Source organism: Pseudomonas sp. LBUM1657 (genome assembly GCF_059716075.1).
The window spans coordinates 5,097,486-5,120,154 of record NZ_CP166799.1 but is presented as its reverse complement, the minus strand read 5'-3'; the positions used below and the strand labels follow the sequence as shown (position 1 = coordinate 5,120,154).

Annotated in this window: 19 protein-coding genes and 1 pseudogene; 8 read left to right on the top strand and 12 right to left on the bottom strand. The window is 59.6% G+C overall.

Translation table 11 applies throughout. The features are described 5' to 3' along the window. Positions 1-8: 8 nt before the first annotated feature. From ACA055_RS23670 to ACA055_RS23655, 4 genes are read right to left on the bottom strand one after another with little or no spacing between them, the layout of a single operon-like run. A complete protein-coding gene (locus ACA055_RS23670) occupies positions 9-1,172 on the bottom strand; it encodes a DUF4350 domain-containing protein (RefSeq protein ID WP_497680829.1) in 1,164 nt (387 codons plus the stop codon). Then, positions 1,169-2,713, bottom strand: coding sequence for a DUF4129 domain-containing protein (locus ACA055_RS23665; protein ID WP_497680828.1), 1,545 nt, complete (start codon positions 2,711-2,713; stop codon positions 1,169-1,171). The genes ACA055_RS23670 and ACA055_RS23665 overlap by 4 nt, the downstream gene beginning before the upstream one ends. Then, the gene (locus ACA055_RS23660; protein WP_497680827.1) at positions 2,700-3,677 is read right to left on the bottom strand and encodes a stage II sporulation protein M; all 978 of its coding nucleotides are present in this window, start codon (positions 3,675-3,677) and stop codon (positions 2,700-2,702) included. Before ACA055_RS23660 ends, ACA055_RS23665 begins: the two co-directional genes overlap by 14 nt. After that, positions 3,674-4,399 carry an RDD family protein gene (locus ACA055_RS23655; RefSeq protein WP_497680826.1) on the bottom strand — a complete coding sequence of 242 codons (726 nt, stop codon included), beginning with the start codon at positions 4,397-4,399 and terminating at the stop codon, positions 3,674-3,676. The genes ACA055_RS23660 and ACA055_RS23655 overlap by 4 nt, the downstream gene beginning before the upstream one ends. Positions 4,400-4,582: 183 nt before the next feature. On the opposite strand from ACA055_RS23655, the gene sbcB reads away from it, so the two are divergent. Then, complete coding sequence (gene sbcB / locus ACA055_RS23650) at positions 4,583-6,013, top strand: exodeoxyribonuclease I (RefSeq protein ID WP_497680825.1); 1,431 nt, start codon at positions 4,583-4,585, stop codon at positions 6,011-6,013. 98 nt (positions 6,014-6,111) lie between these two features. Here sbcB and mvaT read toward each other — a convergent pair whose 3' ends face one another. Then, positions 6,112-6,489 (bottom strand): histone-like nucleoid-structuring protein MvaT, encoded by a 378-nt coding sequence (mvaT, locus tag ACA055_RS23645; protein ID WP_007933316.1) that lies wholly within the window; start codon positions 6,487-6,489, stop codon positions 6,112-6,114. A 338-nt stretch (positions 6,490-6,827) separates the two neighbouring features. Here mvaT and purU point away from each other — a divergent pair, with 338 nt between their 5' ends. Next, positions 6,828-7,676: a formyltetrahydrofolate deformylase gene (purU, locus tag ACA055_RS23640; protein ID WP_497680824.1), complete on the top strand. Its 849-nt coding sequence runs from the start codon at positions 6,828-6,830 to the stop codon at positions 7,674-7,676. An 86-nt stretch (positions 7,677-7,762) separates the two neighbouring features. Next, positions 7,763-7,960, top strand: a complete 198-nt coding sequence (locus tag ACA055_RS23635; RefSeq protein ID WP_497680823.1) for a hypothetical protein — start codon at positions 7,763-7,765, stop codon at positions 7,958-7,960. A 797-nt stretch (positions 7,961-8,757) separates the two neighbouring features. On the opposite strand, the gene gpgF is transcribed toward ACA055_RS23635, so the two are convergent. The 5 genes and pseudogenes from gpgF to ACA055_RS23610 form a co-directional block, all read right to left on the bottom strand. Continuing rightward, complete coding sequence (gpgF, locus tag ACA055_RS23630; RefSeq protein WP_497680822.1) at positions 8,758-9,753, bottom strand: glucosaminyl phosphatidylglycerol flippase; 996 nt, start codon at positions 9,751-9,753, stop codon at positions 8,758-8,760. Further along, positions 9,750-10,526, bottom strand: a complete 777-nt coding sequence (gpgD, locus tag ACA055_RS23625; RefSeq protein ID WP_497680821.1) for an N-acetylglucosaminyl phosphatidylglycerol deacetylase — start codon at positions 10,524-10,526, stop codon at positions 9,750-9,752. The genes gpgF and gpgD overlap by 4 nt, the downstream gene beginning before the upstream one ends. Next, positions 10,519-11,640 (bottom strand): N-acetylglucosaminyl phosphatidylglycerol synthase, encoded by a 1,122-nt coding sequence (gene gpgS, locus ACA055_RS23620; protein ID WP_497680820.1) that lies wholly within the window; start codon positions 11,638-11,640, stop codon positions 10,519-10,521. Before gpgS ends, gpgD begins: the two co-directional genes overlap by 8 nt. A gap of 199 nt (positions 11,641-11,839) precedes the next feature. Then, positions 11,840-12,604, bottom strand: a complete 765-nt coding sequence (locus ACA055_RS23615) for a methyl-accepting chemotaxis protein (RefSeq protein WP_497684475.1) — start codon at positions 12,602-12,604, stop codon at positions 11,840-11,842. A gap of 93 nt (positions 12,605-12,697) precedes the next feature. Continuing rightward, positions 12,698-13,729: pseudogene (locus tag ACA055_RS23610) on the bottom strand (HAMP domain-containing protein); the annotation flags it as partial. A gap of 173 nt (positions 13,730-13,902) precedes the next feature. On the opposite strand from ACA055_RS23610, the gene ACA055_RS23605 reads away from it, so the two are divergent. Further along, positions 13,903-15,390 carry a helicase HerA-like domain-containing protein gene (locus ACA055_RS23605; RefSeq protein WP_497684474.1) on the top strand — a complete coding sequence of 496 codons (1,488 nt, stop codon included), beginning with the start codon at positions 13,903-13,905 and terminating at the stop codon, positions 15,388-15,390. A 23-nt stretch (positions 15,391-15,413) separates the two neighbouring features. Here ACA055_RS23605 and ACA055_RS23600 read toward each other — a convergent pair whose 3' ends face one another. Beyond that, positions 15,414-15,869 carry a DUF721 domain-containing protein gene (locus ACA055_RS23600; protein ID WP_008147416.1) on the bottom strand — a complete coding sequence of 152 codons (456 nt, stop codon included), beginning with the start codon at positions 15,867-15,869 and terminating at the stop codon, positions 15,414-15,416. 307 nt (positions 15,870-16,176) lie between these two features. Between ACA055_RS23600 and secA the strand changes: the two genes are divergently transcribed. The 4 genes from secA (at position 16,177) to ACA055_RS23580 (ending at position 21,966) form a co-directional block, all read left to right on the top strand. Continuing rightward, positions 16,177-18,912, top strand: coding sequence for a preprotein translocase subunit SecA (gene secA, locus ACA055_RS23595; protein WP_497680819.1), 2,736 nt, complete (start codon positions 16,177-16,179; stop codon positions 18,910-18,912). 122 nt (positions 18,913-19,034) lie between these two features. Further along, positions 19,035-20,252, top strand: coding sequence for a bifunctional glutamate N-acetyltransferase/amino-acid acetyltransferase ArgJ (gene argJ / locus ACA055_RS23590; protein WP_497680818.1), 1,218 nt, complete (start codon positions 19,035-19,037; stop codon positions 20,250-20,252). Between the two features lie 140 nt (positions 20,253-20,392). Beyond that, positions 20,393-21,025, top strand: coding sequence for a glutathione S-transferase (locus ACA055_RS23585; protein ID WP_497680817.1), 633 nt, complete (start codon positions 20,393-20,395; stop codon positions 21,023-21,025). Then, the gene (locus ACA055_RS23580) at positions 21,022-21,966 is read left to right on the top strand and encodes a Nudix family hydrolase (RefSeq protein ID WP_497680816.1); all 945 of its coding nucleotides are present in this window, start codon (positions 21,022-21,024) and stop codon (positions 21,964-21,966) included. Before ACA055_RS23585 ends, ACA055_RS23580 begins: the two co-directional genes overlap by 4 nt. 119 nt (positions 21,967-22,085) lie before the next feature. Here the strand turns inward: ACA055_RS23580 and ACA055_RS23575 are convergent, their stop codons facing one another. After that, positions 22,086-22,667 (bottom strand): cob(I)yrinic acid a,c-diamide adenosyltransferase, encoded by a 582-nt coding sequence (locus ACA055_RS23575; RefSeq protein WP_497680815.1) that lies wholly within the window; start codon positions 22,665-22,667, stop codon positions 22,086-22,088. Between the last annotated feature and the right edge of the window lie 2 nt (positions 22,668-22,669).

Sequence of the window (22,669 nt, the reverse complement as noted above, 5' to 3'; positions counted from 1 at the left end):
GCGCCGGATCATAAGGCGTTCCTCAAGGTTTGCAGGTGGGCGACCAGACGGCTGAATTCAACGCTGGAAAGCCGTTGCTTCGGTCGCGGGCTCATGGCCTGGCTGATAGCGCGTGTGGGTTGGCCGGTCAGTCGCGCAAGCACCAGCCATTGTTCGGCAACGCCGAGTTGTTCGAAACCGGGATGACGCCGCCGCACGCGCCGCAGAATGTCTTGCTGCAAGGCGCGCAGCAGGCTGCTTTGACCGTTGCGGCGCAACATGAAATCGGCGCTGGCGCGCAGGTGTTCCTGAAGTTGTCGACGGGCTTTCGGGGCCGGTTCCACCAGCGGACCCTCGCGCACGCCAACGTGCCAGGCACCCAGGCCGATCAGGGCGACAAGGGCAACCAACGCCTGGGGGAAATAGCGAAGCAGCAGCGTCAGCAGACTGTCGTGCTCGGTGTTGAACAGTAGGGTCACGTTGGTATCGGCGGTCAGGTACCAGAGCAGCCAGGCATTGTCGTATTGGTCGATAGCTGGGGTTTTCCACAGATCAGCGTCGGTGACCACGATGATCGAACCGAGCCCGTGATTGAGCTGCATCATGTGCGTGGCTTTGCCACTGTTGGCCCAGGCCTGGGCGAGGTTTTTCGGATCGTCGAGATGGAACGCGGTATCGAAGCTGGCGTAGGCCGGCGCGTTTTCGTCTTCCAGGTACAGCTTGGTCAGTTTGGGGTAGGGGTCGTCGAGAATGTCGGGCGGCGGGTCTTTGAGGTTTTTGCTCAGTGACTGGCGCAACTGCACCCGGTCGAGCAGCAGGTCATTGCTCTGGCCGGTCTTTTCATCCCACAGCGATTGGGCGACGAACATCAAACGCCCGCCGGCGCGGGTCCAGTTCATCACTTGATCAATCTGGCGCGGGGTCATGTTGTAGCGGTCCCCGAGCAACAACAGGCTGCGTTGATGCGGCTCCAGGGAGGGCAGGATGTCGAGGCTGTTGGCATGGCTGACGGCCAGTCCCTGTTTACGCAGGAAATGCTCTGCGGCCAGATACGGATTGGCCAGGGCTTCGGGCGAGGGGCCGTGATCGATTTCTGCCGGATAGGGTGTCACGTTCAAGTAAAGATAAACGCTCAGCGCACTCACCAGCACGGCGATGACCGCGCCTGCCGTCAGCCATCCCCGCCGGTTCAACGCGAGGCTCCCGAACCGAACAAGGCACGCCAGCCGTCACACAGTTCCTGTTGCAGATGCGCGGGTGGCAAGTGATGCCCGTAGGCCATGTTCTGCCAATGCCTGGTCAGGATTTTGCTGAAGGCCAACAAGGCGGGTTGTTGCAGTTGCTCGACGCGCTCCAGCACCTGGCCTTCGGTATCGGCGGCTTTGAGCGCAATGTTGAAGTCGTGCAGCAGGTGGCTGAGCAGGGCGCGATAGAGCAGCCCGAGCGCCTCGCGCGGGTTGGACTGCCAGAGGCTTTCGGCGCTGGCGGCAATGTCGGCGGGCAGGGTTTCGCGATTGAGGTCCAGGCGAAACGCCTGCTGTGGTGGCGGTCGTTCGAGTTTACTGTTGAGGGCCGGTCGCTGACTGACGAAGGCTTGCAACCAGTCACGGTAACGCCAGATCACTAAACCGATGGCGGCGATCAACGCACCCCACAGCATGACTTCAAGCAGGGCGGCCAATGTGCCGAAACGTTGGCTGTCCAACAGCTTTACCAGCGCTTTGAGCCATTGAGGTGTTTCGTCGTCGTGCTGTGTTTCGGCGGTCGGCGTGTCCTTGCCAAAACGATAACGCGTGACGGTTTCCGTGTTCTTGAACGGCGGCTGATCGAGTATCGCCTTGATACTGTCCCGCGACGCCTGACTGGTCAGCGGCTGGTCCAGCAGCCGCGGAGTGTCTGGCGTAACAACCGGCTCGGCAGCCCAGACGCTGTGCGGCGTCGACATCAGCACACAGGCCGCGAGCAGCAGGGTGACGGCTGTCGTGCTCAGCCGTTGGCGCATGCGGCGAAACACCAGTTCGATGTCCCAGGCCTCCAGCACCGTGCGCCGGTTCAGATACAGGCTGAAGCCGCAGGCCACGTAGATAGGTTCCCAAATCACCAACACCAGTGCGTAAAAGGCATTGGTCAGGTGTTCCAGCCAACGCCAGTCCTGTGTGGCAGCGGTCAACAGGGTCTGCCAGCTCCAGTCGACTTCGACCTGTTGCGGCAAGAACATGTAGAACAGCACCATCAGGCCGATCCACAACGCGGTTTCCAGATGTACGCCAATGATCGTCAGCCACCGCGCAGCACCGGCATTACGCTGCAACAGCACCTGCAACCGCTGTTGCCGTGCCTGACCATCCAGGCCTTCGAGCTGCACCACCGGCATCAGGAAACTGCGGCTCAGGCTCAGGCGTCGCCAGGTCAGGCTCGCCAGCAGTTGCGGTTTGAGCAGTTGCGGCCATTGGCACAAGGCTTCCTTCAAAGTGGGCGTTTCACCGAACATGGCTTTGGACAAGATGTACAGCGGCAGCCGTTCGTAGGCCGGCTTCAGCCACCAGAAGATGAACACGGCGAGGGAAGGCGAGTCCCAGAGCCCCCAGCTGAGCAGGGCGAAAATCGGCAAGGTGACGATGGCCCAACTGGTCATCAGCAGGCGTCGGTGCCGTTGACTCAGCAGCACCCCCAGGTCCATGGCTTCCCAGGTTGTGCGTGGGCGGATCACGACGCTGGCATCACTCAGGCGCATGGCGGTTCCGTCCGGCAAACAGCAGATATGCGGCCACCAACAACCAGAGCAGCGCCCCCACCAGGTATTTGATCATGGGCGCGGGCGCGGTCATCGACGACCAGTAGGCTTCGATAAACGCCGCAATCAACAGAAACACCATGACTCCGCAGATCAGCAGCACACTTTTGCGCGCCGCACGTTGCAAGGCTTCAGCACGGGTCAACCGGCCCGGCGCGATCAAGGACCAGCCCAGTTGCAGGCCCGCCGCACCCGCCAGGCAGATGGCGCTCAGTTCGAAGGCGCCGTGGCCGATCACGAACGACCAGAAGGTTTGCCCGTAGCCAATGTGCGTCAGGTGCCCGGCCACCGCGCCGATGATCAAACCGTTGTAGAAGAGGAAAAACGCGCTGCCCAGGCCAAACAGCAAACCACTGGCGAAGGTCTGAAAGGCAATGCCGATGTTGTGCATGATGTAGTAACCGAACATCACCCAGTCTTCACTGGCCGCCCGTTCCGCCGAGCGCCCCAGGTGACCGGCTTCCGGGTCGTACATGCTTTGCATCTCGCTGACCTGTTCGGCGGGGATCAGGTTGTAGACCAGTTCCGGGAAGAGGTACACCAGCAAAGCAATGCCGATCAGGCTGCCAAAAAAGATCAGGCCGGAGGCGAGCACGTAACGCCACTGTTCGCGCACCAGGCGCGGAAAACCGGCGAGGATGAACGCCAGCACGTTTGCCCCCAGTCGACTGCGATGCCGGTAAAGCTGTTGATGTCCGCGCAGGACTTGTTGCTGTAATGAGTCGATCAGAAAACTGCTGTAACCACGTTCCTGAGCCAGCGCCAGGTGTTGGCAGAGACGTCGATAATCCTTTGGAAAACTGTCGACACGTGAGGCCGACTTGTTCTGTTCCAACTGATCAAGGGTGAGGGCAAATTGCGCCCAATCGGCCTTGTGGCGACTTTCGAAAAGGCTTTGCTTCATGCCGGGCCCAACAAGCCGCGGGCGATGCCGTTGAGTTCGGCCACCGTCCGTGGCGCGGCAACTTGCAACGGTTGGGCGAGAATGGACGCCAGTTCGCTGACGCGCGCCTGGGAGAGTTCACCCTGACGTTCGGCAAAGCCGAGGATGGCCCGCTGCTCGGTCAATGTCAGGGTAAACGCCGCGCGTCGAGGCTCGGCGTCGGGCAACTGCGGTCGGGTGAGTGGCTTTTCGCGGTAAACCACCAGCGTGCCGGCGGCCAGGTCGCCGAGGCGCTTGAAGTTGGGATGTTGCAGGCAACTGATGGCCCCGAGGAAATAACCAAACGGCAGCATGTCGACAAAACGCAGCAGGTTGCGCAGCAGCGAAGCGGACCAGCCGATCGGCGTGCCATCGTCCTGCACCACCCGCAAGCCCATCCACTGCTTACCCGGCGAGCGGCCCTGGTTGAGCACCTCGAACAGCACCATGTACCACCAGCTCACCACGAACAGCAGAATCGAGCCGAGCCCGGCACCGAGTTGTCCCAGAAACGCCAGGACAATAAATAGCAGGCCGAGGATCAACCCTCGCAGCCCCAGGTCAATGGAGAACGCCAGCGCACGAACCATCAACCCGGCAGGACGCAGTGGCAAGTCGATGCCTTCGGGCGTTTCAACCTGATACCGCGTATCCAGTGGCGGGGACAGCGTCGCTTTCCTTGGCTGTGCTGTGGTCTCGAGCATGGGCTACCTGATGATGTGGCCTGATCGGGAATGTCTGTCCGTCGATGCTAGCAGTCTCTCGGGGGAAAACGACATAACTATGTAGTGCACGTTGGCTGGCCAGAGGTGATTGAATGACAGATTACTGGCCGGGGCGGGATGTGAACGCCTAGACTTTGCCGATCTTCAGTTCAGGAATCGCCCGTGACCTCCATCTTCTGGTACGACTATGAAACCACTGGCATCAACCCCCGTTGCGACCGCCCGCTGCAAATGGCGGGGCTTCGCACTGACTTCGATCTCAATGAAATAGACGAGCCGGTCAATCTTTACTGCCAGCCCAGTGACGACATCCTGCCGCATCCGGCGGCCTGCGCGATCACCGGCATTACGCCCCGCCAACTGGCCGAACAAGGCTTGAGCGAAGCCGACTTCATGACCCGAGTGCATGCCCAACTGGCTGCGCCGGGTACTTGTGGCGCGGGTTACAACACCTTGCGTTTCGACGACGAGATGACCCGTTACAGCCTGTACCGCAACTTTTTCGACCCCTACGCACGTGAGTGGCAGGGCGGCAACAGCCGCTGGGACCTGATCGATGTGGTGCGTGCGGCGTACGCGTTGCGTCCCGATGGCATCGTTTGGCCGACGGACGAAGAGGGGCGAGTGACGCTCAAGCTCGAACGCCTGACCGCCGCCAATGGCATTGATCACGGAAATGCCCACGAAGCACTGTCTGACGTTCGCGCCACCATTGCCCTGGCCCGTCTGATTCGGGAAAAGCAGCCGAAACTGTATGACTGGCTGTTTCAGTTGCGTGGCAAACAGAAGGTGATGGATCAGATTCGGCTGTTGCAGCCGATGGTGCATGTTTCCGGACGGTTTTCGGCGGCGCGCAGCTATATCGGCGTAGTGCTGCCCTTGGCTTGGCACCCGCGTAACAAGAACGCCTTGATTGTGTGTGACCTGCACCTCGATCCACAGGGCCTGCTCGATCTGGATGCCGAAACCCTGCGCCAACGGTTGTATACCCGCCGGGATGACCTGGCCGATGGCGAGTTGCCGGTGCCGCTCAAGCTTATCCACATCAATAAATGCCCGGTGGTGGCGCCGTTGTCGGTGCTCCGTGCTGAAGATCAGCAACGCCTGGGGCTGGATATGGCGCTTTATCAGGAGCGCACGCTGCGGCTAAGTGACGCACAGAAAGTCTGGCGCGATAAAGTACAGGCGATTTATGCCAGCGAGGCTTTCTCCCCGAGCCAGGACCCGGAGCAACAGTTATACGATGGTTTTATCGGTGACCGGGATCGACGTCTATGTGAGCAAGTCAGGGCGGCCGACCCTGCGCAATTAGCACAAGAGCAATGGCCTTTCGATGACGAACGTTTGCCAGAATTATTGTTTCGATATCGCGCACGCAACTTCCCCGATACGTTGAATTTCGAAGAGCAAGAGCGCTGGCGAATATTCTGTCAGCAACGTTTGTCAGATCCTCAGTGGGGGGCACCAAATACGCTGGAAACTTTTGTAGATGCCGCCGCTCAATTGGCGATTGCTGCTACATCGTTTCAGCGGGAGGTGCTGGATGAATGGCACGATTATGTTCAGGGACTACGCAAACGTTTAAATCTTTGAAAACGAAAATACCTGGAGTGAATTCCGGGCATAAAAAAACGCCAGCATCAGCTGGCGTTATTTTTTGTCGCGGATGAGTCTTTGACAAACTCTGGGGCTTAGCCCAGCAGAGTTGCCCAACCTTCAACCACGTCACCGCCCCACTTGGCTTTCCACTCTTTCAGAGTCTTGTGGTTGCCACCTTTGGTTTCGATGACTTCACCGTTGTGCGGGTTTTTGTATTGTTTAACTTTGCGAGCACGCTTGGTGCCGGTAGTTTTTACTGCGCCGCCACGTGGAGCCTTGGTTTTAGACTCTGGATCCAACAGTGCGATGATGTCACGCAGGGACTTGGAGTATTCGCCCATCAGGGTGCGCAGTTTGCCTTCGAATTCCAGCTCGGTTTGCAGTTTGTCGTCTTGGGACAGGTTCTTCAAACGAGCTTGCAGCTCTTTGATAGCTTCTTCGGTGGCACGATATTCGTTGATCAAGGACATGAGGACTACCTTATGTTGGGCGCTGGATGGCAGGTGACAGTGCGGCAATAATAGTCAGGCTGTTTCATCAAGTAAACATTAACCGGTGTTTTATTTAATTTAGTTGCGGTGAATAGGGCGCAAATTGCAGGTGCAGTTAAATAGTGTCATGCAATGATCACAGATAATCACAATTGAGCTCTTGAAGATTGGCTGAAAGAGCACCATCGCGCGGGCAATGAACGCCACCAGAACCTGTGCTGTCGACCTTCGTGCAAGGCAGGCTGTCATCAATACTGCAGTTTTGCTGCGCAATCGCTAGAATGACGGCCTTTGCGAAGTTCTGGAGTTTCCCCCTCATGCGCACTTTTCGGCTGGTGATTGCTTGCCCGGACCGCGTCGGCATCGTTGCTAAAGTCAGTAACTTTCTGGCGTCACATAACGGCTGGATCACTGAAGCGAGCCATCACTCGGACAACCTCAGTGGCTGGTTCTTCATGCGTCACGAAATTCGTGCCGATTCGCTGCCTTTCGGTATAGAAGCATTCCGCGAAGCGTTTGCACCGATTGCCGAAGAGTTCTCGATGGACTGGCGCATCACCGATACCGAGCAGAAGAAGCGCGTGGTGCTGATGGCCAGTCGTGAGTCCCATTGCCTGGCAGATTTGCTGCATCGCTGGCACAGCGATGAACTGGACTGCGAAATTTCTTGCGTGATTTCCAACCATGACGACTTGCGCAGCATGGTCGAGTGGCACGGCATTCCGTTCTACCACGTACCGGTCAATCCGCAGGACAAACAACCTGCCTTTGCCGAAGTCTCGCGCCTGGTCAAACAGCACGATGCCGAAGTGGTGGTACTTGCTCGTTACATGCAAATCCTGCCGCCCGAGTTGTGCAGCGAATATGCCCACAAGGTCATCAACATTCACCACAGCTTCCTGCCGTCGTTTGTCGGTGCCAAGCCCTATCACCAGGCATCCTTGCGTGGCGTGAAGTTGATCGGCGCTACTTGCCACTACGTGACCGAAGAGCTGGACGCCGGCCCGATCATCGAGCAGGACGTTGTGCGCGTCAGCCACAGTGACAGCATCGAAGACATGGTACGCTTCGGCCGCGACGTCGAGAAGATGGTACTGGCCCGTGGTCTGCGTTATCACCTGGAAGATCGGGTGTTGGTGCATGGCAACAAGACTGTTGTGTTCTGACGGAGATACAGCACGGTTGAAATTCGAAGGGCCTGGGCGTTCAATCGCTTCAGGCCCTTCGCCGTTTCTGCATTGAGGACATGACCATGGCCGATCCACTCGACAAAGCGACTTCCAGGGCACCTGCCACGTTAGGCGAGGGGTGTTTGAGTCGCTTTGATCCGGATGACTTGAGCACTGAAGATGGTACGGAGTTTCCTGGGGCGCAGGAGTTGTGGGATGCGTTGCATCCCGAGCCTGACCTTGTACTTGCGGGGGGTGGGTTACCGGTGAAGAAGACGTGAAGTCTGGCGATATTTTCCCGGGTTCTGGTTCCGCGACTCTTTGATTGTGTACATATCCGTTGCTTCGGTGATGGCGGTTTTTTTTGATCGTGTACATATCCTTTGATCGTGTACATATCCGTTGCTGCGGTAGCGGCTGCTGGCGGTTTCGCTTTTACAGCGAGTCACTTGGAAGAGCCCCAAGTAACCAAGGGCTTTTGCCCCTTTCGTTCGGCCCTTCGCCTAGGCTCAGGGTGCCCTCGCTCCGGTCCTGCTCCGTGGGCCCGCCGCCATCGGCCATCCATGGCCGGGGGCGGCTAACCCGGCATCCATGCCGGGTTGCCCACTGCGCAGAACCTCCACTCTGCCTCTCGAGGGGGCGTGCACCGCAAAAGCGAGGCGGCCTACCGGCCGGCCTGATCTTTCAAGCGCACGCGTTCCCCTGTGGGAGCGGGCTTGCTCGCGAAGCTGTCGATCTTGCCGTTGCCGTTGCTTTGCTTTGCTTCGGCTTCAGATCTGCCGCCCCTTTCCCAGAGGCCGAACGCAGGCGTTGCGCAGGGGGCACCGCGGCAGGGATGCCGCGGTAGCCGCCCCCGGCCATGGATGGCCGATGGCGGCGGGCCCCCGGAGCAATGCCTTCGTTACGGCATGCCGAGCCTGGGCGAGGCACCGAATGGCGGGGTAAAAGCGCTTTGGTTACTTTCGCGCTTTTCGAAAGTGACTCGCTGTAAAGCGAAACCGCCAGCCGCCGTTACCGAAGGAATGGATATGTACACGATAAAAAACCTCAGCCCTAGCAAGACCAGGCGCCCTAACCCCTAAGCCTGCTTGAACTTCATCAACTTCTTCAACAACGGCCGCCCAAGCATCAACAAAAACACCGGCCCACCGACTACCAAATAGAAGTAATAAGTCACCGCCCGCCAAATCAGAATCGCCGCCGCTGCAGTCGATTTCCCCACCATGGGCGCCAACAACGCCGCCGAGGTCAATTCCGCCGCTCCGGCACCGCCCGGCAACAGGCTGAACTGCCCCGCACTCAGCGAAAGCATCTGAATCAGAAAACTCCAGGCCCACTGCAAGTCCGCGCCGAGCCCCCGCAGTGCCAGATACAACACGCTATAACGCAAAAGCCAATGCAGGCAGGTCAAGGCAAACACCGTGATCAACGTCTGGAAGGGCAACTTCAGCGTGTCCGTAAACGCCGCCAGGAAGTGCAGGAGTTTTCGCGCCCAGCGTAGGCGCGTGGTCACTTTGACATTCAGCCGGGCGAGCAATCGACCGCTCAGGCGAATCAGCAAACGGTGGTAACGGGCCACCACCACGCAACTGAGCAATCCACCGAACATTGAAATGGCACTGATCGTCAGCAACCACTCCAAGCGCTCGCTGAGATGCTGGAACAGGGCATAGATCAGAATCCCGCTCAGTGCGCAGAGAAAAAACAGCAGATCGCTCAGTTGATCCATGGCAAATACGGCGCTGCCCCTTGCCGGACGCACGCCGTTGCGCGCCAGCAGCGCCATGATGGTCAGTGGTCCGCCGCTGCCGCCGGGAGTGGCGCAGTAGGCGAATTCAGCGGCCATTACCACCCCGAGGCTTTTGAGCCGACTCACCTTGTCGCACTGATCACCCAACAGCAGGCGCAAGCGCAGCGTGTTCAGCACCCAGCACAGCAGGATCATGCCGAACATGATCAGCAACCAGTTCAGCGGAAAACTTTGCAGGCGATACCAGGTTTCGCTACCGCCCAACAGCGACGGAATGAGCACCGCAGCGAGCAGTGCGACGAGCAGCAGAATCCCCCGACTCATGCGGCGCGACCGACACGGTCGTTTTGCAGCGTCAGCCAATGGGATTTGGTCATGGGAATGCGGCCCTCCTCAAGCAAGCGTTTCAGGGTATTGAGCCAGTAAGTGCGCGAGAATTCATGGCGCATGTCAACCGGGTGCAGACCGAGACGAATCACCGGTGCGTGTCGCCAGTGTTGTTCGAGCTGGTCGCTGACGAGCTTCGACAACCCCCGGCGCCAGGCGCTGCGCGCACTCCAGACCAGGCCCGGGGCATCGATCGCGGTGAAGTCTGGCAGACGATATAAATGCTGTGGGCCACTGGTATAGCTCACAGGTAGCTGGCGCAGGGCCTGGCGAGTGCCTTCGCTCATCAACCAGGCGGGGGCGACGAAGCCCTCTAGCGGCCAGTTGTAACGGTGGAACATTTCAATCCCGGCGCGAAGGCGGGCGAGGGCCGCGTCCCGAGACAGGCTGTAAAACTCGCCTTCGTGGGTGTAGATCCGGCGCATGAACCAGTCTCGGGGATTGCCGGGAGGCGTTTCTTCATCGCAATGAAAATAGCCATGCAGTGCCAGTTCGTCCCCTCGAGTGACACGGCTGCTCAGCAAACATCGAAATCCGGGGTGGGCTTGCAGGTCATTGTGTTTATGGAAGTCGGGCACCACCAGCCAGGTCATCGGAACGTTGCCCATGGCGTCGACGGCTTCCACAAAGGGTTGGTAATCGCCCCAAGTTTGCGGCGCGACGTCGTGCAGCACCAGAAGCAGGCCGGGGGCGTTCATAGGCTCAACCATTGACGGCCAGCGGCCATTGGCTGCCGAGCACGGCGTGATAGTGCCCCAACAAGCTGTTGACCACCGTGTCCCAGGCGTAATGCTGCTCCACATGGCTTCGGGCCTGCTGGCCCAAAACGGCGCTGCCCGAACTGAACAGCTCGCGCACGGCGTTGGCCATTGCCAAGGGATCGTTCGGCGCGCAGAGCAGGCCGCATTGGTTGGTCACGATTTCCTGAAAAGCCCCGGCCGCCACGGCCACCACCGGAATGCCACTGGCCATGGCTTCGAGAATCACCAGCCCGAAGGTTTCCTGGTCACCGGCATGCAGCAGCGCGTCGGCACTGGCCATCAACCGCGCGACCTGCGCCGCCGGGCAGAACTCATCGACTACCGTGACGTTGTCCGGCACCACGGCCGGCATCGACGAACCCACCAACAGCAGGTGATAGCGACGACCCAGGTGTTTCATGCAGTCGAGCAGGACCGGCAGGTTCTTTTCCTTGGAACCGCGCCCGGCGAAGATCAGCAGGTGGGTGTTTTCATCGATGCCCAATTCGGCCCGCAGGCCCGGGTCCCGTGCATCGGGATGGAAGGTTTGCAGGTCGACGCCCAGCGGTTGGACGAAAACGTTCTTCACCCCCAGGCCGATCAGTTTGTCGGCCATGACCTGGCTCGGCGCCAGAACCCGGTCAAAGTTGCCATAGAGCCTGCTGACATAGGCTTCGACATTCGTGGTCACCCAATTGCCCATGCGATTGCTGACCAGCATTGGCAAGTCCGAGTGATAAAAGCCGATCACCGGCACATCGAGTTGCCGTCGGGCGTCCAGAGCTGCCCATGCGGTGAGGTAAGGATCGCCGACTTCAATCAGGTCGGGTTGCAAATCCTGCAGAACATTGCGCCAGGGCGCGAGACGGAGGGGGAATCGATAGCCTTTGCCGAAGGGCAGGGCGGGGGCCGGAACCGTATAAACGCCATCCTGTTCACTCAGGTGTGATCCCGGGATCAGAAGACTGTGGCGGATGCCTGGCTTGATGCTCAGGCGACGGTGCTTTGCATCCAGATAAGTGCGCACGCCACCGCTGGCAGGGGCGTAGAACATGGTTATGTCAGCGATATGCACGATGAACATCCCTCCGGGCCGTTGTTCTCCCTTGGTTGACCTATATGAAGGATAGATGTTCGGTTGGAGTTTTGTGGCGGGGGTGTCAGCGGGTTTTGCGGTGTTTGAAAGGTCGCCTTCGCGAACAAGCCCGCCCCCACACGGGTAATGTGTAGAACACAAATCCAATGTGGGAGCGGGCTTGCTCGCGAAGAGGCCAGTTCAGACGCTAGATACGGAAACTGCCTACCAACTGTTTCAACCGCGCCGCCTGCTGCTCAAGATCCGCACAAGCACGCAACGTCGATTGCAGGTTTTCCACCCCTTCCTGGTTCAGCGTGTTGATCTCGGTGATGTCCACATTGATCGACTCAACCACAGCATGCTGTTCCTCGGTCGCGGTCGCCACCGACTGGTTCATGCCGTCGATTTCGCCGATGCGCAAGGTCACACTGTTCAGGCGCTCGCCTGCCAGGTTGGCGATTTCCACGCTGTCCTGACTGTGGCGCTGGCTGTCGCTCATGGTGCTGACGGATTCCCGGGCGCCGACTTGCAGTTCCTCGATCATGGTTTGCACTTGTTGCGCCGATTCCTGAGTGCGGTGCGCCAGGTTGCGAACCTCGTCGGCTACCACCGCAAAACCGCGACCGGCTTCACCCGCCCGTGCTGCTTCGATGGCCGCGTTGAGCGCCAGCAGGTTGGTTTGCTGGGAGATGCTGGTGATCACTTCGAGAATCTGCCCGATATTCACGGTTTTGCTGTTTAGCGATTCGATATTGGTGCTTGAAGCGCTGAGCATGCTCGACAGCTGATTCATCGCGACGATGCTGCGATCCACCACTTGTTGACCGTCTTCGGCCAGGCTGCGGGCGTCGCTGGCCTGACTCGACGCTTGCGCGGCGTTGCGGGCGATTTCCTGGGCCGCGGCCCCGAGCTGATTGATCGCCGCGGCCACGCTGCTGGTGCGCGAGGCTTGCTGGTCGGAGTTGAACATCGACGAGTTAGAAGCCGCGACCACCCGCAAGGCCACTTCGTTGACTTGCCCGGTGGCCGAGGACACTTCACGGATCGAACCGTGAATACGTTCCACGAAACGGTTGAACGCGGTACCGAGGACGCCGAATTCATCGTTGTTCACAATGGCCAGGCGTTTGGTCAGGTCGCCTTCACCGTCGGCGATGTCGGCCATGGCACGGGTCATGACGTGCAGCGGCTGGATCAGGATGCGGATCAGCATGCCCAGCAGGGCGATGATGATCGCCACGGCAATCACCGTCGCAACGACCGCCGAGGCGCGGAATTCGCTGAGCATCGAGAAGGCTTTGTCTTTATCGACTGACAGTCCGATGTACCAGTTGACGGATGGCAGGCCTTTGATCGGGGTGAACGTGACGATACGGGTCTTGCCGTCGACGTCCACTTCACTGAAGTCGCTGCTGATACGCGGGGTGTTTTTCGGGTACGCCTCGCTCAGGGACTTCATCACCAGCGCTTTGTCCGGGTGAACCAGGATCTTACCGTCAGCGCTGACCAGAAAGGCGTAGCCCATGCCGTCGAAATCACGGGCGCTGAGGGTGTCGATCAGGGTTTGCAGGCTCAGATCGCCGCCGACTACGCCGACGCTTTGTCCGGCCTTTTTCGAGGCGCTGGCGATGGAGATGATGGTCTGGCCAGTGGCCGCATCGATGTAGGGTTCCGTCAGGGTGGCGGTGCTGCTGCTTTCGGCGCCTTTGTACCAAGGGCGCACTCGCGGATCGAAGCCAGCGGGCATTTTGGCGTCGGGGCGAATCGTGAAGCTGCCGGTGGCATCGCCCAGGTAGGACGCCATGAAGGTCGACGTCAGGGCTTTCTGATCAAGCAGGCTGGCGACGATGGATTGTTCCTGGTTGAGGGCGATGTTCTGGGCGAGGTTATCGATCAGCAGGATGCGCCCGGCCAGCCAGGTCTGGATGTTATTGGCGGTAACATCGCCCATCTCGTTGAGGTAGTTGTCCAGGTCTTGGCGAATGGCGTTGCGCTGCAGATAGTCGTTGTACAGCGTAAACGAAGCAAAGGCGGCAATGACGATGAGGGCGGCGGCAAGCAGGATTTTATGGCTGAAGCGCAGATTTTTGTTCATGGCTTGGGGTTCCGCTAAGGTCTTAATGTCCAGGGCGTGCTTTTATAAAGGCACGCAAAACGGGCAGTGTTGAATGCAAGCTGATATTTCCGTCCTCTCCTTAGGGAATTACCGACGCTATTCAGTCTTTAATATCGGCCGTGAACGATCAAAGATTAACCATGGGTGACAAAATGCCTGACTCATCGCAACTCGTTATCGGCGCCGACCTCGCAGGCCAGGCCATCGCCCAGGCCATGCGCCTGGCCAACCGTCACGGCTTGGTCGCGGGCGCGACCGGGACGGGTAAAACCGTCACGTTGCAGCGGCTGGCCGAGGCCTTCAGCGATGCCGGCGTGGCAGTGTTCGCCGCCGATATCAAGGGTGACCTGTGCGGTCTGGGCGCCGCGGGCGACCCTCAAGGCAAAATCGCCGAGCGGATCGCCGGGATGCCCTGGCTGAACCACAAACCTCAGGCTTATCCGGTGACCCTGTGGGACATTCACGGTCAGTCCGGTCATCCATTGCGCACAACCTTGAGCGAAATGGGGCCGTTGCTCCTGGGTAGCCTGTTGGAGCTGACCGACAGTCAACAGTCGGCTTTATATGCCGCCTTCAAAGTTGCGGACCGCGAAGGTCTGTTGCTGCTGGATCTGAAGGATTTGAAGGCGCTGCTCAATCACCTGCGTGACAACCCTGAATTGCTCGGCGACGACGCGGCGCTGATGACCACCGGTTCCAGCCAGGCATTATTGCGGCGCCTGGCAACCCTGGAACAGCAGGGCGCAGAAGCGCTGTTCGGCGAACCGGCACTGCAACTCGAAGACATTCTGCAGCCGGCCGCTGATGGTCGCGGGCGCATTCACTTGCTCGATGCCAGTCGTCTGGTCCACGAAGCGCCGAAGGTCTACGCGACGTTCCTGCTGTGGCTACTGGCCGAACTGTTCGAGCAACTGCCGGAGCGCGGTGATTCCGACAAACCGCTGTTGGCGCTGTTTTTTGACGAAGCGCATTTGTTGTTCGCCGGTACGCCGAAGGCATTGCAGGATCGTCTGGAGCAGGTGGTGCGGCTGATTCGCTCCAAAGGTGTGGGCGTGTATTTCGTCACCCAGTCGCCGGGCGACTTGCCGGATGACGTACTGGCTCAACTGGGCCTGCGCATCCAGCATGGATTGCGCGCGTTTACCGCCAAGGAGCAGAAATCCCTGCGCGCGGTGGCCGAGGGCTTCCGGCCGAACCCAGCGTTTGATGCCCTGTCGGTATTAACCGAGCTTGGGATCGGCGAGGCGCTGGTCGGTACGTTGCAGGACAAGGGCACGCCGGGGATGGTCCAGCGGGTTTTGGTCGCGCCGCCGCAATCGCGGATCGGGCCGTTGAGCGAGACTGAGCGCACGGTGTTGATCGCCGGATCGCCATTCAAGGGGCGTTATGAAAAACCGATCGATCGTGAGTCGGCTTATGAAGTGCTGATGGGGCGCAAAGGTCTCGCGCCTGAGCCTGACGCCGCGCCGGGTAAATCTGCGCCAGAAGAGCCGAGCTTCACCGACAAGGCCGGGGAGTTCCTCGGCACGGCAGCCGGGCAAGCACTGAAGTCGGCGATGCGCCAGGCGGCCAATCAACTGGGCCGACAGTTGGTACGCGGGTTGATGGGCTCATTGCTTGGCGGCAGCAAACGCCGATAGCGAGCGGCCAATCAAAATTTTTGTCAGGTTTTGGGTTTGGCGTGAGCCGCCAACCGCTCCAGCGCCGCCCGCAAATTAGGATCGCTGATGCCATCGGCCGTCGCCTGAATGGTCGCGCCCGCATCGGTCGACAAGCTGATGGTATGACCCGCCGCCCCTTGCTGAACCGTGGGTGGCTGCACCTTGAATAGAATCCGCGTCAGGCTGGCAAATTCATCAAACATTTGTAACTGCCGTTGCAGACGCTTTTGCTGGTAACGCAGACGGGTAGCCCAATGACCGTCGGTGACAATCAGCAACAAACTACCTTCGCGCCACGACGCTACATGGCAATGCTCGCGGGCGGCGGGCTGCAATTGGCTTTCCAGCAGACGTTGTAAATGACCCAGGCGTTGAGCATGGCCAAAGATGGCTTTCAGCGGTTTGGCTTCGCGAAGCAGAACGGCGGGTGCTCTGGCCGTAAGAGGGCGAAATGCCATGATCAGACACCTGAAGTAACAGAGCCGCCATGGTAGCAGAAAGCACCGGATGCACCCGACCCATTGCTTTGCGGGCGCTTTACCCATTAAATCAACGAGTAACTTCTGCTGTACATGGCTTGAAGTTCAGCAAAAAGCCCTTATTTTAAGTGAGCCCCGTCACAGCGCTGTGCCAGCATCGTGGAATAACGCCACTTTCCTCACCACCGTTTCCGGGTAGAATGCTCGTTCGCATGCGGCCATGAGGGCTGCACGGGCGACTCACGGGGCCGCCCTCCATCCCTTTAGTGTGGAAGATCCTGCCGATATGTTTGCGCCTTTGTTAAAGAAACTTTTTGGAAGCAAGAACGAGCGTGAAGTCAAACGCATGCTCAAGACGGTGCAATTCGTCAATGCCTTCGAAGAGCAAATGGTGGCCCTTTCGGACGATCAATTGCGTGCCAAGACAGATGAGTTCAAGGCCCGCATCGCCAACGGGGAAACCCTCGACAAACTGCTGCCTGAAGCCTTTGCGGTCGCTCGCGAAGCCGGCAAGCGGGTCATGGGTATGCGCCACTTCGATGTCCAGCTGATCGGCGGCATGACCTTGCATGAAGGCATGATCGCGGAAATGCGTACCGGTGAAGGCAAGACCCTGGTGGCAACACTGGGCGTTTACCTCAACGCACTGTCCGGCAAGGGCGTGCACGTTGTGACGGTGAACGACTACCTGGCCCGCCGTGACGCCAACTGGATGCGTCCGCTCTACGAATTCCTCGGCATGACAGTCGGCGTGGTAACGCCGTTCCAGCCGCCGGAAGAGAAACGTGCCGCTTACGCCGCCGACATCACCTACGGCACCAACAACGAATTCGGTTTCGACTACCTGCGCGACAACATGGCGTTCAGCATGGAAGAAAAATTCCAGCGCGAACTCAATTTTGCCGTAATCGACGAAGTCGACTCCATCCTCATCGACGAAGCCCGTACCCCGCTGATCATTTCCGGTCAGGCCGAGGACAGCTCCAAGCTGTACATCGAGATCAACAAACTGATCCCGCAGCTGGAATTGCACGTCGAAGAAGTTGAAGGCGAAGTCACCAAGGCGGGTCACTACACCGTCGACGAGAAGACCCGTCAGGTCGAACTCAACGAAGCTGGTCACCAGTTCATCGAAGATATGCTCACCCGCGTCGGCCTGCTGGCTGAAGGCGAGAGCTTGTATTCGTCGCACAACCTTGGCCTGCTGACCCACGTTTATGCCGGTCTGCGTGCGCACAAGCTGTTCAATCGCAACATCGAATACATCGTGCAGGACGGCCAGGTCGTTCTGGTCGACGAACACACCGGTCGTACCATGCCGGGTCGTCGTCTGTCCGAAGGCCTGCATCAGGCTATCGAAGCCAAGGAAGGTCTGAACATCCAGGCCGAAAGTCAGACCCTGGCCTCGACCACCTTCCAGAACTACTTCCGTCTGTACAACAAACTGTCCGGCATGACCGGTACGGCCGACACCGAAGCGTTCGAATTCCACCAGATCTACGGTCTGGCGGTGATGGTTATCCCACCGAACAAGCCGTTGGCGCGTAAAGACTACAACGACCTGGTGTTCCTGACCGCCGAAGAGAAATACGCGGCGATCATCAACGACATCAAGGAATGCATGACCCTAGGCCGTCCGGTGCTGGTGGGTACTGCAACCATCGAAACTTCCGAGCACATGTCCCGCCTGCTCGAGAAGGAAGGCATCGAACACAAGGTTCTGAACGCCAAGTTCCACGAAAAAGAAGCCGAGATCATTGCCCAGGCCGGTCGTCCGGGCGCACTGACCATCGCTACCAACATGGCCGGTCGTGGTACTGACATCCTGTTGGGCGGCAACTGGGAAGTGGAAGTGGCGTCGCTGGAAAACCCGACACCTGAGCAAGTTGCCCAGATCAAGGCCGACTGGCAGAAACGTCACCAGCAAGTGCTCGAATCGGGTGGCTTGCAGGTGATTGCTTCCGAGCGTCACGAGTCGCGCCGTATCGACAACCAGTTGCGTGGTCGTGCCGGTCGTCAGGGTGACGCCGGTTCGAGCCGTTTCTACCTGTCGCTGGAAGACAGCCTGATGCGTATCTTCGCCTCTGATCGGGTGAAGAACTTCATGAAGGCCCTGGGCATGCAGCCTGGCGAAGCGATCGAGCACCGCATGGTGACTAACGCCATCGAAAAGGCTCAGCGCAAGGTTGAAGGCCGCAACTTCGACATTCGCAAGCAACTGCTCGAGTTCGACGACGTCAACAACGAACAGCGTAAAGTGATCTATCACATGCGTAACAGTTTGTTGGCCGCCGACAACATCGGCGAAACCATCGCCGATTTCCGTCAGGACGTACTCAACGCGACCGTCAGCGCTCACATTCCACCGCAATCGCTGCCTGAACAGTGGGACGTGGCCGGTCTGGAAGCGGCGTTGCAGAGCGACTTCGGTGTGGCGCTGCCGATCCAGAAATGGCTCGACGAAGATGATCACCTGTACGAAGAAACCCTGCGCGAGAAACTGCTGAACGAATTGCTGGCTGCGTACAACGAGAAAGAAGAGCAGGCGAGCGCCGAAGCGCTGCGCACCTTCGAGAAGCAAATCGTTCTGCGTGTGCTCGACGACCTGTGGAAAGATCACCTGTCGACCATGGATCACCTGCGTCACGGTATTCACCTGCGTGGTTATGCGCAGAAGAATCCGAAGCAAGAGTACAAGCGCGAGTCCTTCACGCTGTTCTCCGAACTGCTGGATTCGATCAAGCGCGACTCGATCCGTGTGCTGTCCCACGTTCAGGTCCGCCGCGAAGATCCGATCGAAGAAGAGCAGCGCCTGCGTCAGGAAGCCGAAGCACTGGCGGCGCGCATGCAGTTCCAGCACGACGAAGCCCCGGGTCTTGAGCAGCCGGAACTGCTCGGTGAAGAGGTCGATGTAGCCCTCGCCACCGCGCCGGTACGCAACGAACAGAAGCTGGGCCGCAACGAACTGTGCTACTGCGGTTCGGGCAAGAAATTCAAGCATTGCCACGGGCAGATCCAGTAAAACCCGTTTCATACGCTGAAATACCCGCGCCGCGACCGGCTTATGCCGTCGCGGCGTTTTGCCATTTAAACCACCGTTCTTCCTGAAAGCGGTGCTGACATCATTTATTAAGGAGCGCATTCATGGCTGTTGGTCTTGGTCCTTTGCCAACGTTGCACCCGGTTGCCGGTTTTGAACTCGGTATCGCCTCGGCCGGCATCAAGCGCCCTGGGCGCAAGGATGTCGTGGTCATGCGCTGTGCCGAAGGTTCCACGGTGGCGGGCGTGTTCACCCTGAACGCGTTTTGCGCCGCTCCCGTTATCCTGGCCAAGCAGCGTGTGCAAGGCCCGGTGCGCTACCTGCTGACCAACACCGGCAATGCCAACGCCGGCACCGGCGAACCAGGCCTGGCTGCCGCCGAGCGTACCTGCGCGAAACTGGCTGAGCTGACCGGTGTCGATGCCAGTCTGGTGCTGCCGTACTCCACGGGTGTGATCGGCGAGCCGTTGCCTGTCGAGAAAATCGAAGGCGCGCTGCAAGCCGCCCTCGACGACCTGTCGATCAACAACTGGGAAGCCGCCGCCACCGGCATCATGACCACCGATACCCTGCCCAAAGGCGCCAGTCGGCAGTTCCAGCATGACGGCGTGACCATCACCGTCACCGGTATCAGTAAAGGCGCGGGCATGATTCGCCCGAACATGGCGACCATGCTCGGCTACATCGCCACCGACGCCAAAGTTGCTCGCGACGTATTGCAAAACCTGCTGCTGGACGGCGCCAACAAGTCGTTCAACCGCATCACCATCGATGGCGATACGTCGACCAACGACTGCTGCATGCTGATCGCCACCGGTCAGGCTGCACTGCCGGAAATCACCGAGGCCAGCGGTCCGTTGTTCGCCGCACTGAAACAAGCGGTGTTCGAAGTGTGCATGGACGTAGCCCAGGCCATCGTTCGCGACGGCGAAGGCGCGACCAAGTTCGTGACCGTTGAAGTCAACGGCGGCGGCAATCACCAGGAATGCCTGGACGTCGGCTACACCGTGGCGCACTCGCCGCTGATCAAGACCGCATTGTTCGCCTCCGACCCGAACTGGGGTCGCATTCTGGCCGCCGTCGGCCGTGCCGGCGTTCCGAACCTGGACGTGAGCAAAATCGACGTGTTCCTCGGCGACGTGTGCATCGCCAGCCGGGGCGCTCGCGCATCGACCTACACCGAGGCCCAGGGCGCGGCGGTGATGCAGCAGGAAGAAATCACCATCCGTATCGAGTTGGGTCGCGGTGATTGCAGCGAAACCATCTGGACCACCGACCTGTCCCACGAATACGTGAAGATCAACGCCGAGTACCGTACTTAAGTCAGACCGTGTCGCCCCCATCGCGGGCAAGCCCGCTCCCACAGGATTTACACTGACCCTGTGGGAGCGGGCTTGCCCGCGATGACGGACGACCAGACACTAAAAATTCTGGCCTGCACCCCTATCAAAAGGTCCCGAACATGAGCCTTCACCTGATCATCGGCGACAAACTGCATTCCTCCTGGTCCCTTCGCGCTGCGCTGGCCCTCGACCTGGCCGGCGCTCCTTACACAGAACAACTCATCAAGCTGAACCAGCCGGACACCCGCGAACGTCTGCTCAAGCACTCGCCAACCGCAAAAGTCCCGCTGCTGAAAACCGAACATGGCACCATCGCCGATTCGATGGCGATTGCCGAATACCTGGCCGAACAGTTCCCCGACGCCGGCCTCTGGCCCAAAGACACCGCCGCCCGTGCCCAGGCGCGTTCGGCCTGTGCGCAGATGCATGCCGGATTCTTTGCCATGCGCGGCAACATGCCCTTCGACCTGAGCCACGATGCACCGCTGGCGCCGGTCCCGGCTGACGTCCAGGCAGATATAGAGCGCATGTCGGCGTTGTGGGCCGAGTGCCGAGCGGCAGCGGTCGAAACCGGTCCGTTCCTGTTTGGCGGCGCGACCCTGGCCGACGCGTTTTTCGCGCCGATCGCCGTGCGTCTGCGCACCTATCAGGTGAAGTTGTCGGCGGCCGACGAAGCCTACATCAACACTATCTACCAATGGCCAGCCTTCAAGGCCTGGCAGAAGGCGGGTCTGGAGGAGGTCGGGCAGTGAAACGAGTACACGTAGCCGCTGCAGTTATCCGAGATAGCAGCGGCAAGATTCTCATCGCCCGCCGTGCCGATACCCAGCACCAGGGCGGTCTGTGGGAGTTTCCGGGTGGCAAGGTCGAGGACGACGAATCCGTCGAAACCGCCTTGGCCCGGGAGCTTCACGAAGAGTTGGGCATTGTGGTCAATGCGGCGCGACCGCTGATCAAGGTTCGGCACGATTACCCGGACAAGCAAGTGTTGCTGGATGTCTGGGAAGTCTCGGACTTTGCCGGCGAGCCTCACGGCGCTGAAGGCCAGCCATTGGAGTGGGTGGCGCCCCGTGATCTGCTGAACTACGAGTTCCCGGCGGCCAATCAACCGATCGTCGCGGCGGCACGGTTGTCCGCGCAGTACCTGATTACCCCCGAAGACCTGGAAACCCCGGCCTTGCTGCGAGGCATTCAGAAAGCCCTCGCGGGCGGCATCAAGTTGATCCAGCTGCGGGCACCCAACGGCTACGATCCGAAGTATCGCGATCTAGCGGTGGATGCGGCGGGGCTGTGTGCCGGCAAGGCGCAGTTGATGATCAAGGGGCCGTTCGAATGGCTGGGGGATTTCCCGTCCGCCGGTTGGCACATCACCTCGCAACAACTGCGCAAGTACGCGTCGGCGGGTCGACCGTTGCCGGCCTCGCGCTGGTTGGCGGCGTCCTGCCATAACGCGGAAGGGCTGGCGCTGGCCGAGCAGATGGGCGTGGACTTTGTAACCCTGTCACCGGTGCAGCGGACCCAGACTCATCCGGATGCGCAGCCATTGGGTTGGGAGCAGGCCTCAACGTTGATCGATGGCTTCAGCAAACCGGTGTTCTTGCTCGGTGGTGTTGGTCCGGCGGATCTTCAGAAAGCCTGGGCTGCGGGCGCGCAAGGTGTGGCGGGGATTCGGGCGTTTTGGCCTGAGGCCTGATTCTGCGGTGTAACTACTGGCCCCTTCGCGAGCAAGCCCGCTCCCACAAGGGTTCTGTGTCGAACACAAATCCAATGTGGGAGCGGGCTTGCTCGCGAAGACGGCCTGACAGGCGCCGGTTAAGCCTCAGGTTTCGCTGCTGGCTGCCACAAAATCTCGGCAACCCCCTGACGCTTGGCAATCAACCGCGCGACCACGAACAACAAGTCCGACAACCGATTGATATAAGCCAGGCCAACCCCGGCCAATGGCTCTACCGCATTCAAATGCTGACAGCGCCGTTCGGCACTGCGCGCAAGACTGCGGCATACGTGCGCCTGGGCAATCAGCGCTGATCCGCCCGGTAAAATGAAATTCTCCAGCGGCCCCAGCTCTTCATTCCACACATCGATCGCGGCTTCCAGGCGTTCGATTTCCGCTGCATTCAAAGCCTGATAAACCGGCATCGCCAGTTCGCCACCCAAGTCGAACAACCGATGCTGACAGGGCGCCAAAACCTCAATGACTTCATTCAGCCCCGGAAATTTTTCGCTTTGCGCCGCCAGTCCGGCCAATAGCACGCCCACCTGACTGTTCAGCGTATCGACCTCGCCAATGGCTTCGATCCGGGGATGGTCCTTGGGCACGCGACGGCCGTCGCCCAGCCCGGTTTCGCCTTTGTCGCCGGTACGGGTGTAAATCTTCGACAAGCGAAAGCCCATGG

Coding starts and splice junctions, on each gene's coding strand:
- ACA055_RS23600 (WP_008147416.1), bottom strand. CDS start 15,869: ATGGCATTTCGCCCTCTTACGGCCAGAGCACCCGCCGTTCTGCTTCGC.
- mvaT (WP_007933316.1), bottom strand. CDS start 6,489: ATGTCCTTGATCAACGAATATCGTGCCACCGAAGAAGCTATCAAAGAG.
- ACA055_RS23665 (WP_497680828.1), bottom strand. CDS start 2,713: ATGCGCCTGAGTGATGCCAGCGTCGTGATCCGCCCACGCACAACCTGG.
- ACA055_RS23585 (WP_497680817.1), top strand. CDS start 20,393: ATGAGCCTTCACCTGATCATCGGCGACAAACTGCATTCCTCCTGGTCC.
- gpgD (WP_497680821.1), bottom strand. CDS start 10,526: ATGGTTGAGCCTATGAACGCCCCCGGCCTGCTTCTGGTGCTGCACGAC.
- ACA055_RS23575 (WP_497680815.1), bottom strand. CDS start 22,667: ATGGGCTTTCGCTTGTCGAAGATTTACACCCGTACCGGCGACAAAGGC.
- ACA055_RS23605 (WP_497684474.1), top strand. CDS start 13,903: ATGCCTGACTCATCGCAACTCGTTATCGGCGCCGACCTCGCAGGCCAG.
- ACA055_RS23655 (WP_497680826.1), bottom strand. CDS start 4,399: ATGCTCGAGACCACAGCACAGCCAAGGAAAGCGACGCTGTCCCCGCCA.
- ACA055_RS23660 (WP_497680827.1), bottom strand. CDS start 3,677: ATGAAGCAAAGCCTTTTCGAAAGTCGCCACAAGGCCGATTGGGCGCAA.
- purU (WP_497680824.1), top strand. CDS start 6,828: ATGCGCACTTTTCGGCTGGTGATTGCTTGCCCGGACCGCGTCGGCATC.
- ACA055_RS23615 (WP_497684475.1), bottom strand. CDS start 12,604: ATGTTCAACTCCGACCAGCAAGCCTCGCGCACCAGCAGCGTGGCCGCG.
- secA (WP_497680819.1), top strand. CDS start 16,177: ATGTTTGCGCCTTTGTTAAAGAAACTTTTTGGAAGCAAGAACGAGCGT.
- argJ (WP_497680818.1), top strand. CDS start 19,035: ATGGCTGTTGGTCTTGGTCCTTTGCCAACGTTGCACCCGGTTGCCGGT.
- gpgF (WP_497680822.1), bottom strand. CDS start 9,753: ATGAGTCGGGGGATTCTGCTGCTCGTCGCACTGCTCGCTGCGGTGCTC.
- ACA055_RS23635 (WP_497680823.1), top strand. CDS start 7,763: ATGGCCGATCCACTCGACAAAGCGACTTCCAGGGCACCTGCCACGTTA.
- gpgS (WP_497680820.1), bottom strand. CDS start 11,640: ATGTTCATCGTGCATATCGCTGACATAACCATGTTCTACGCCCCTGCC.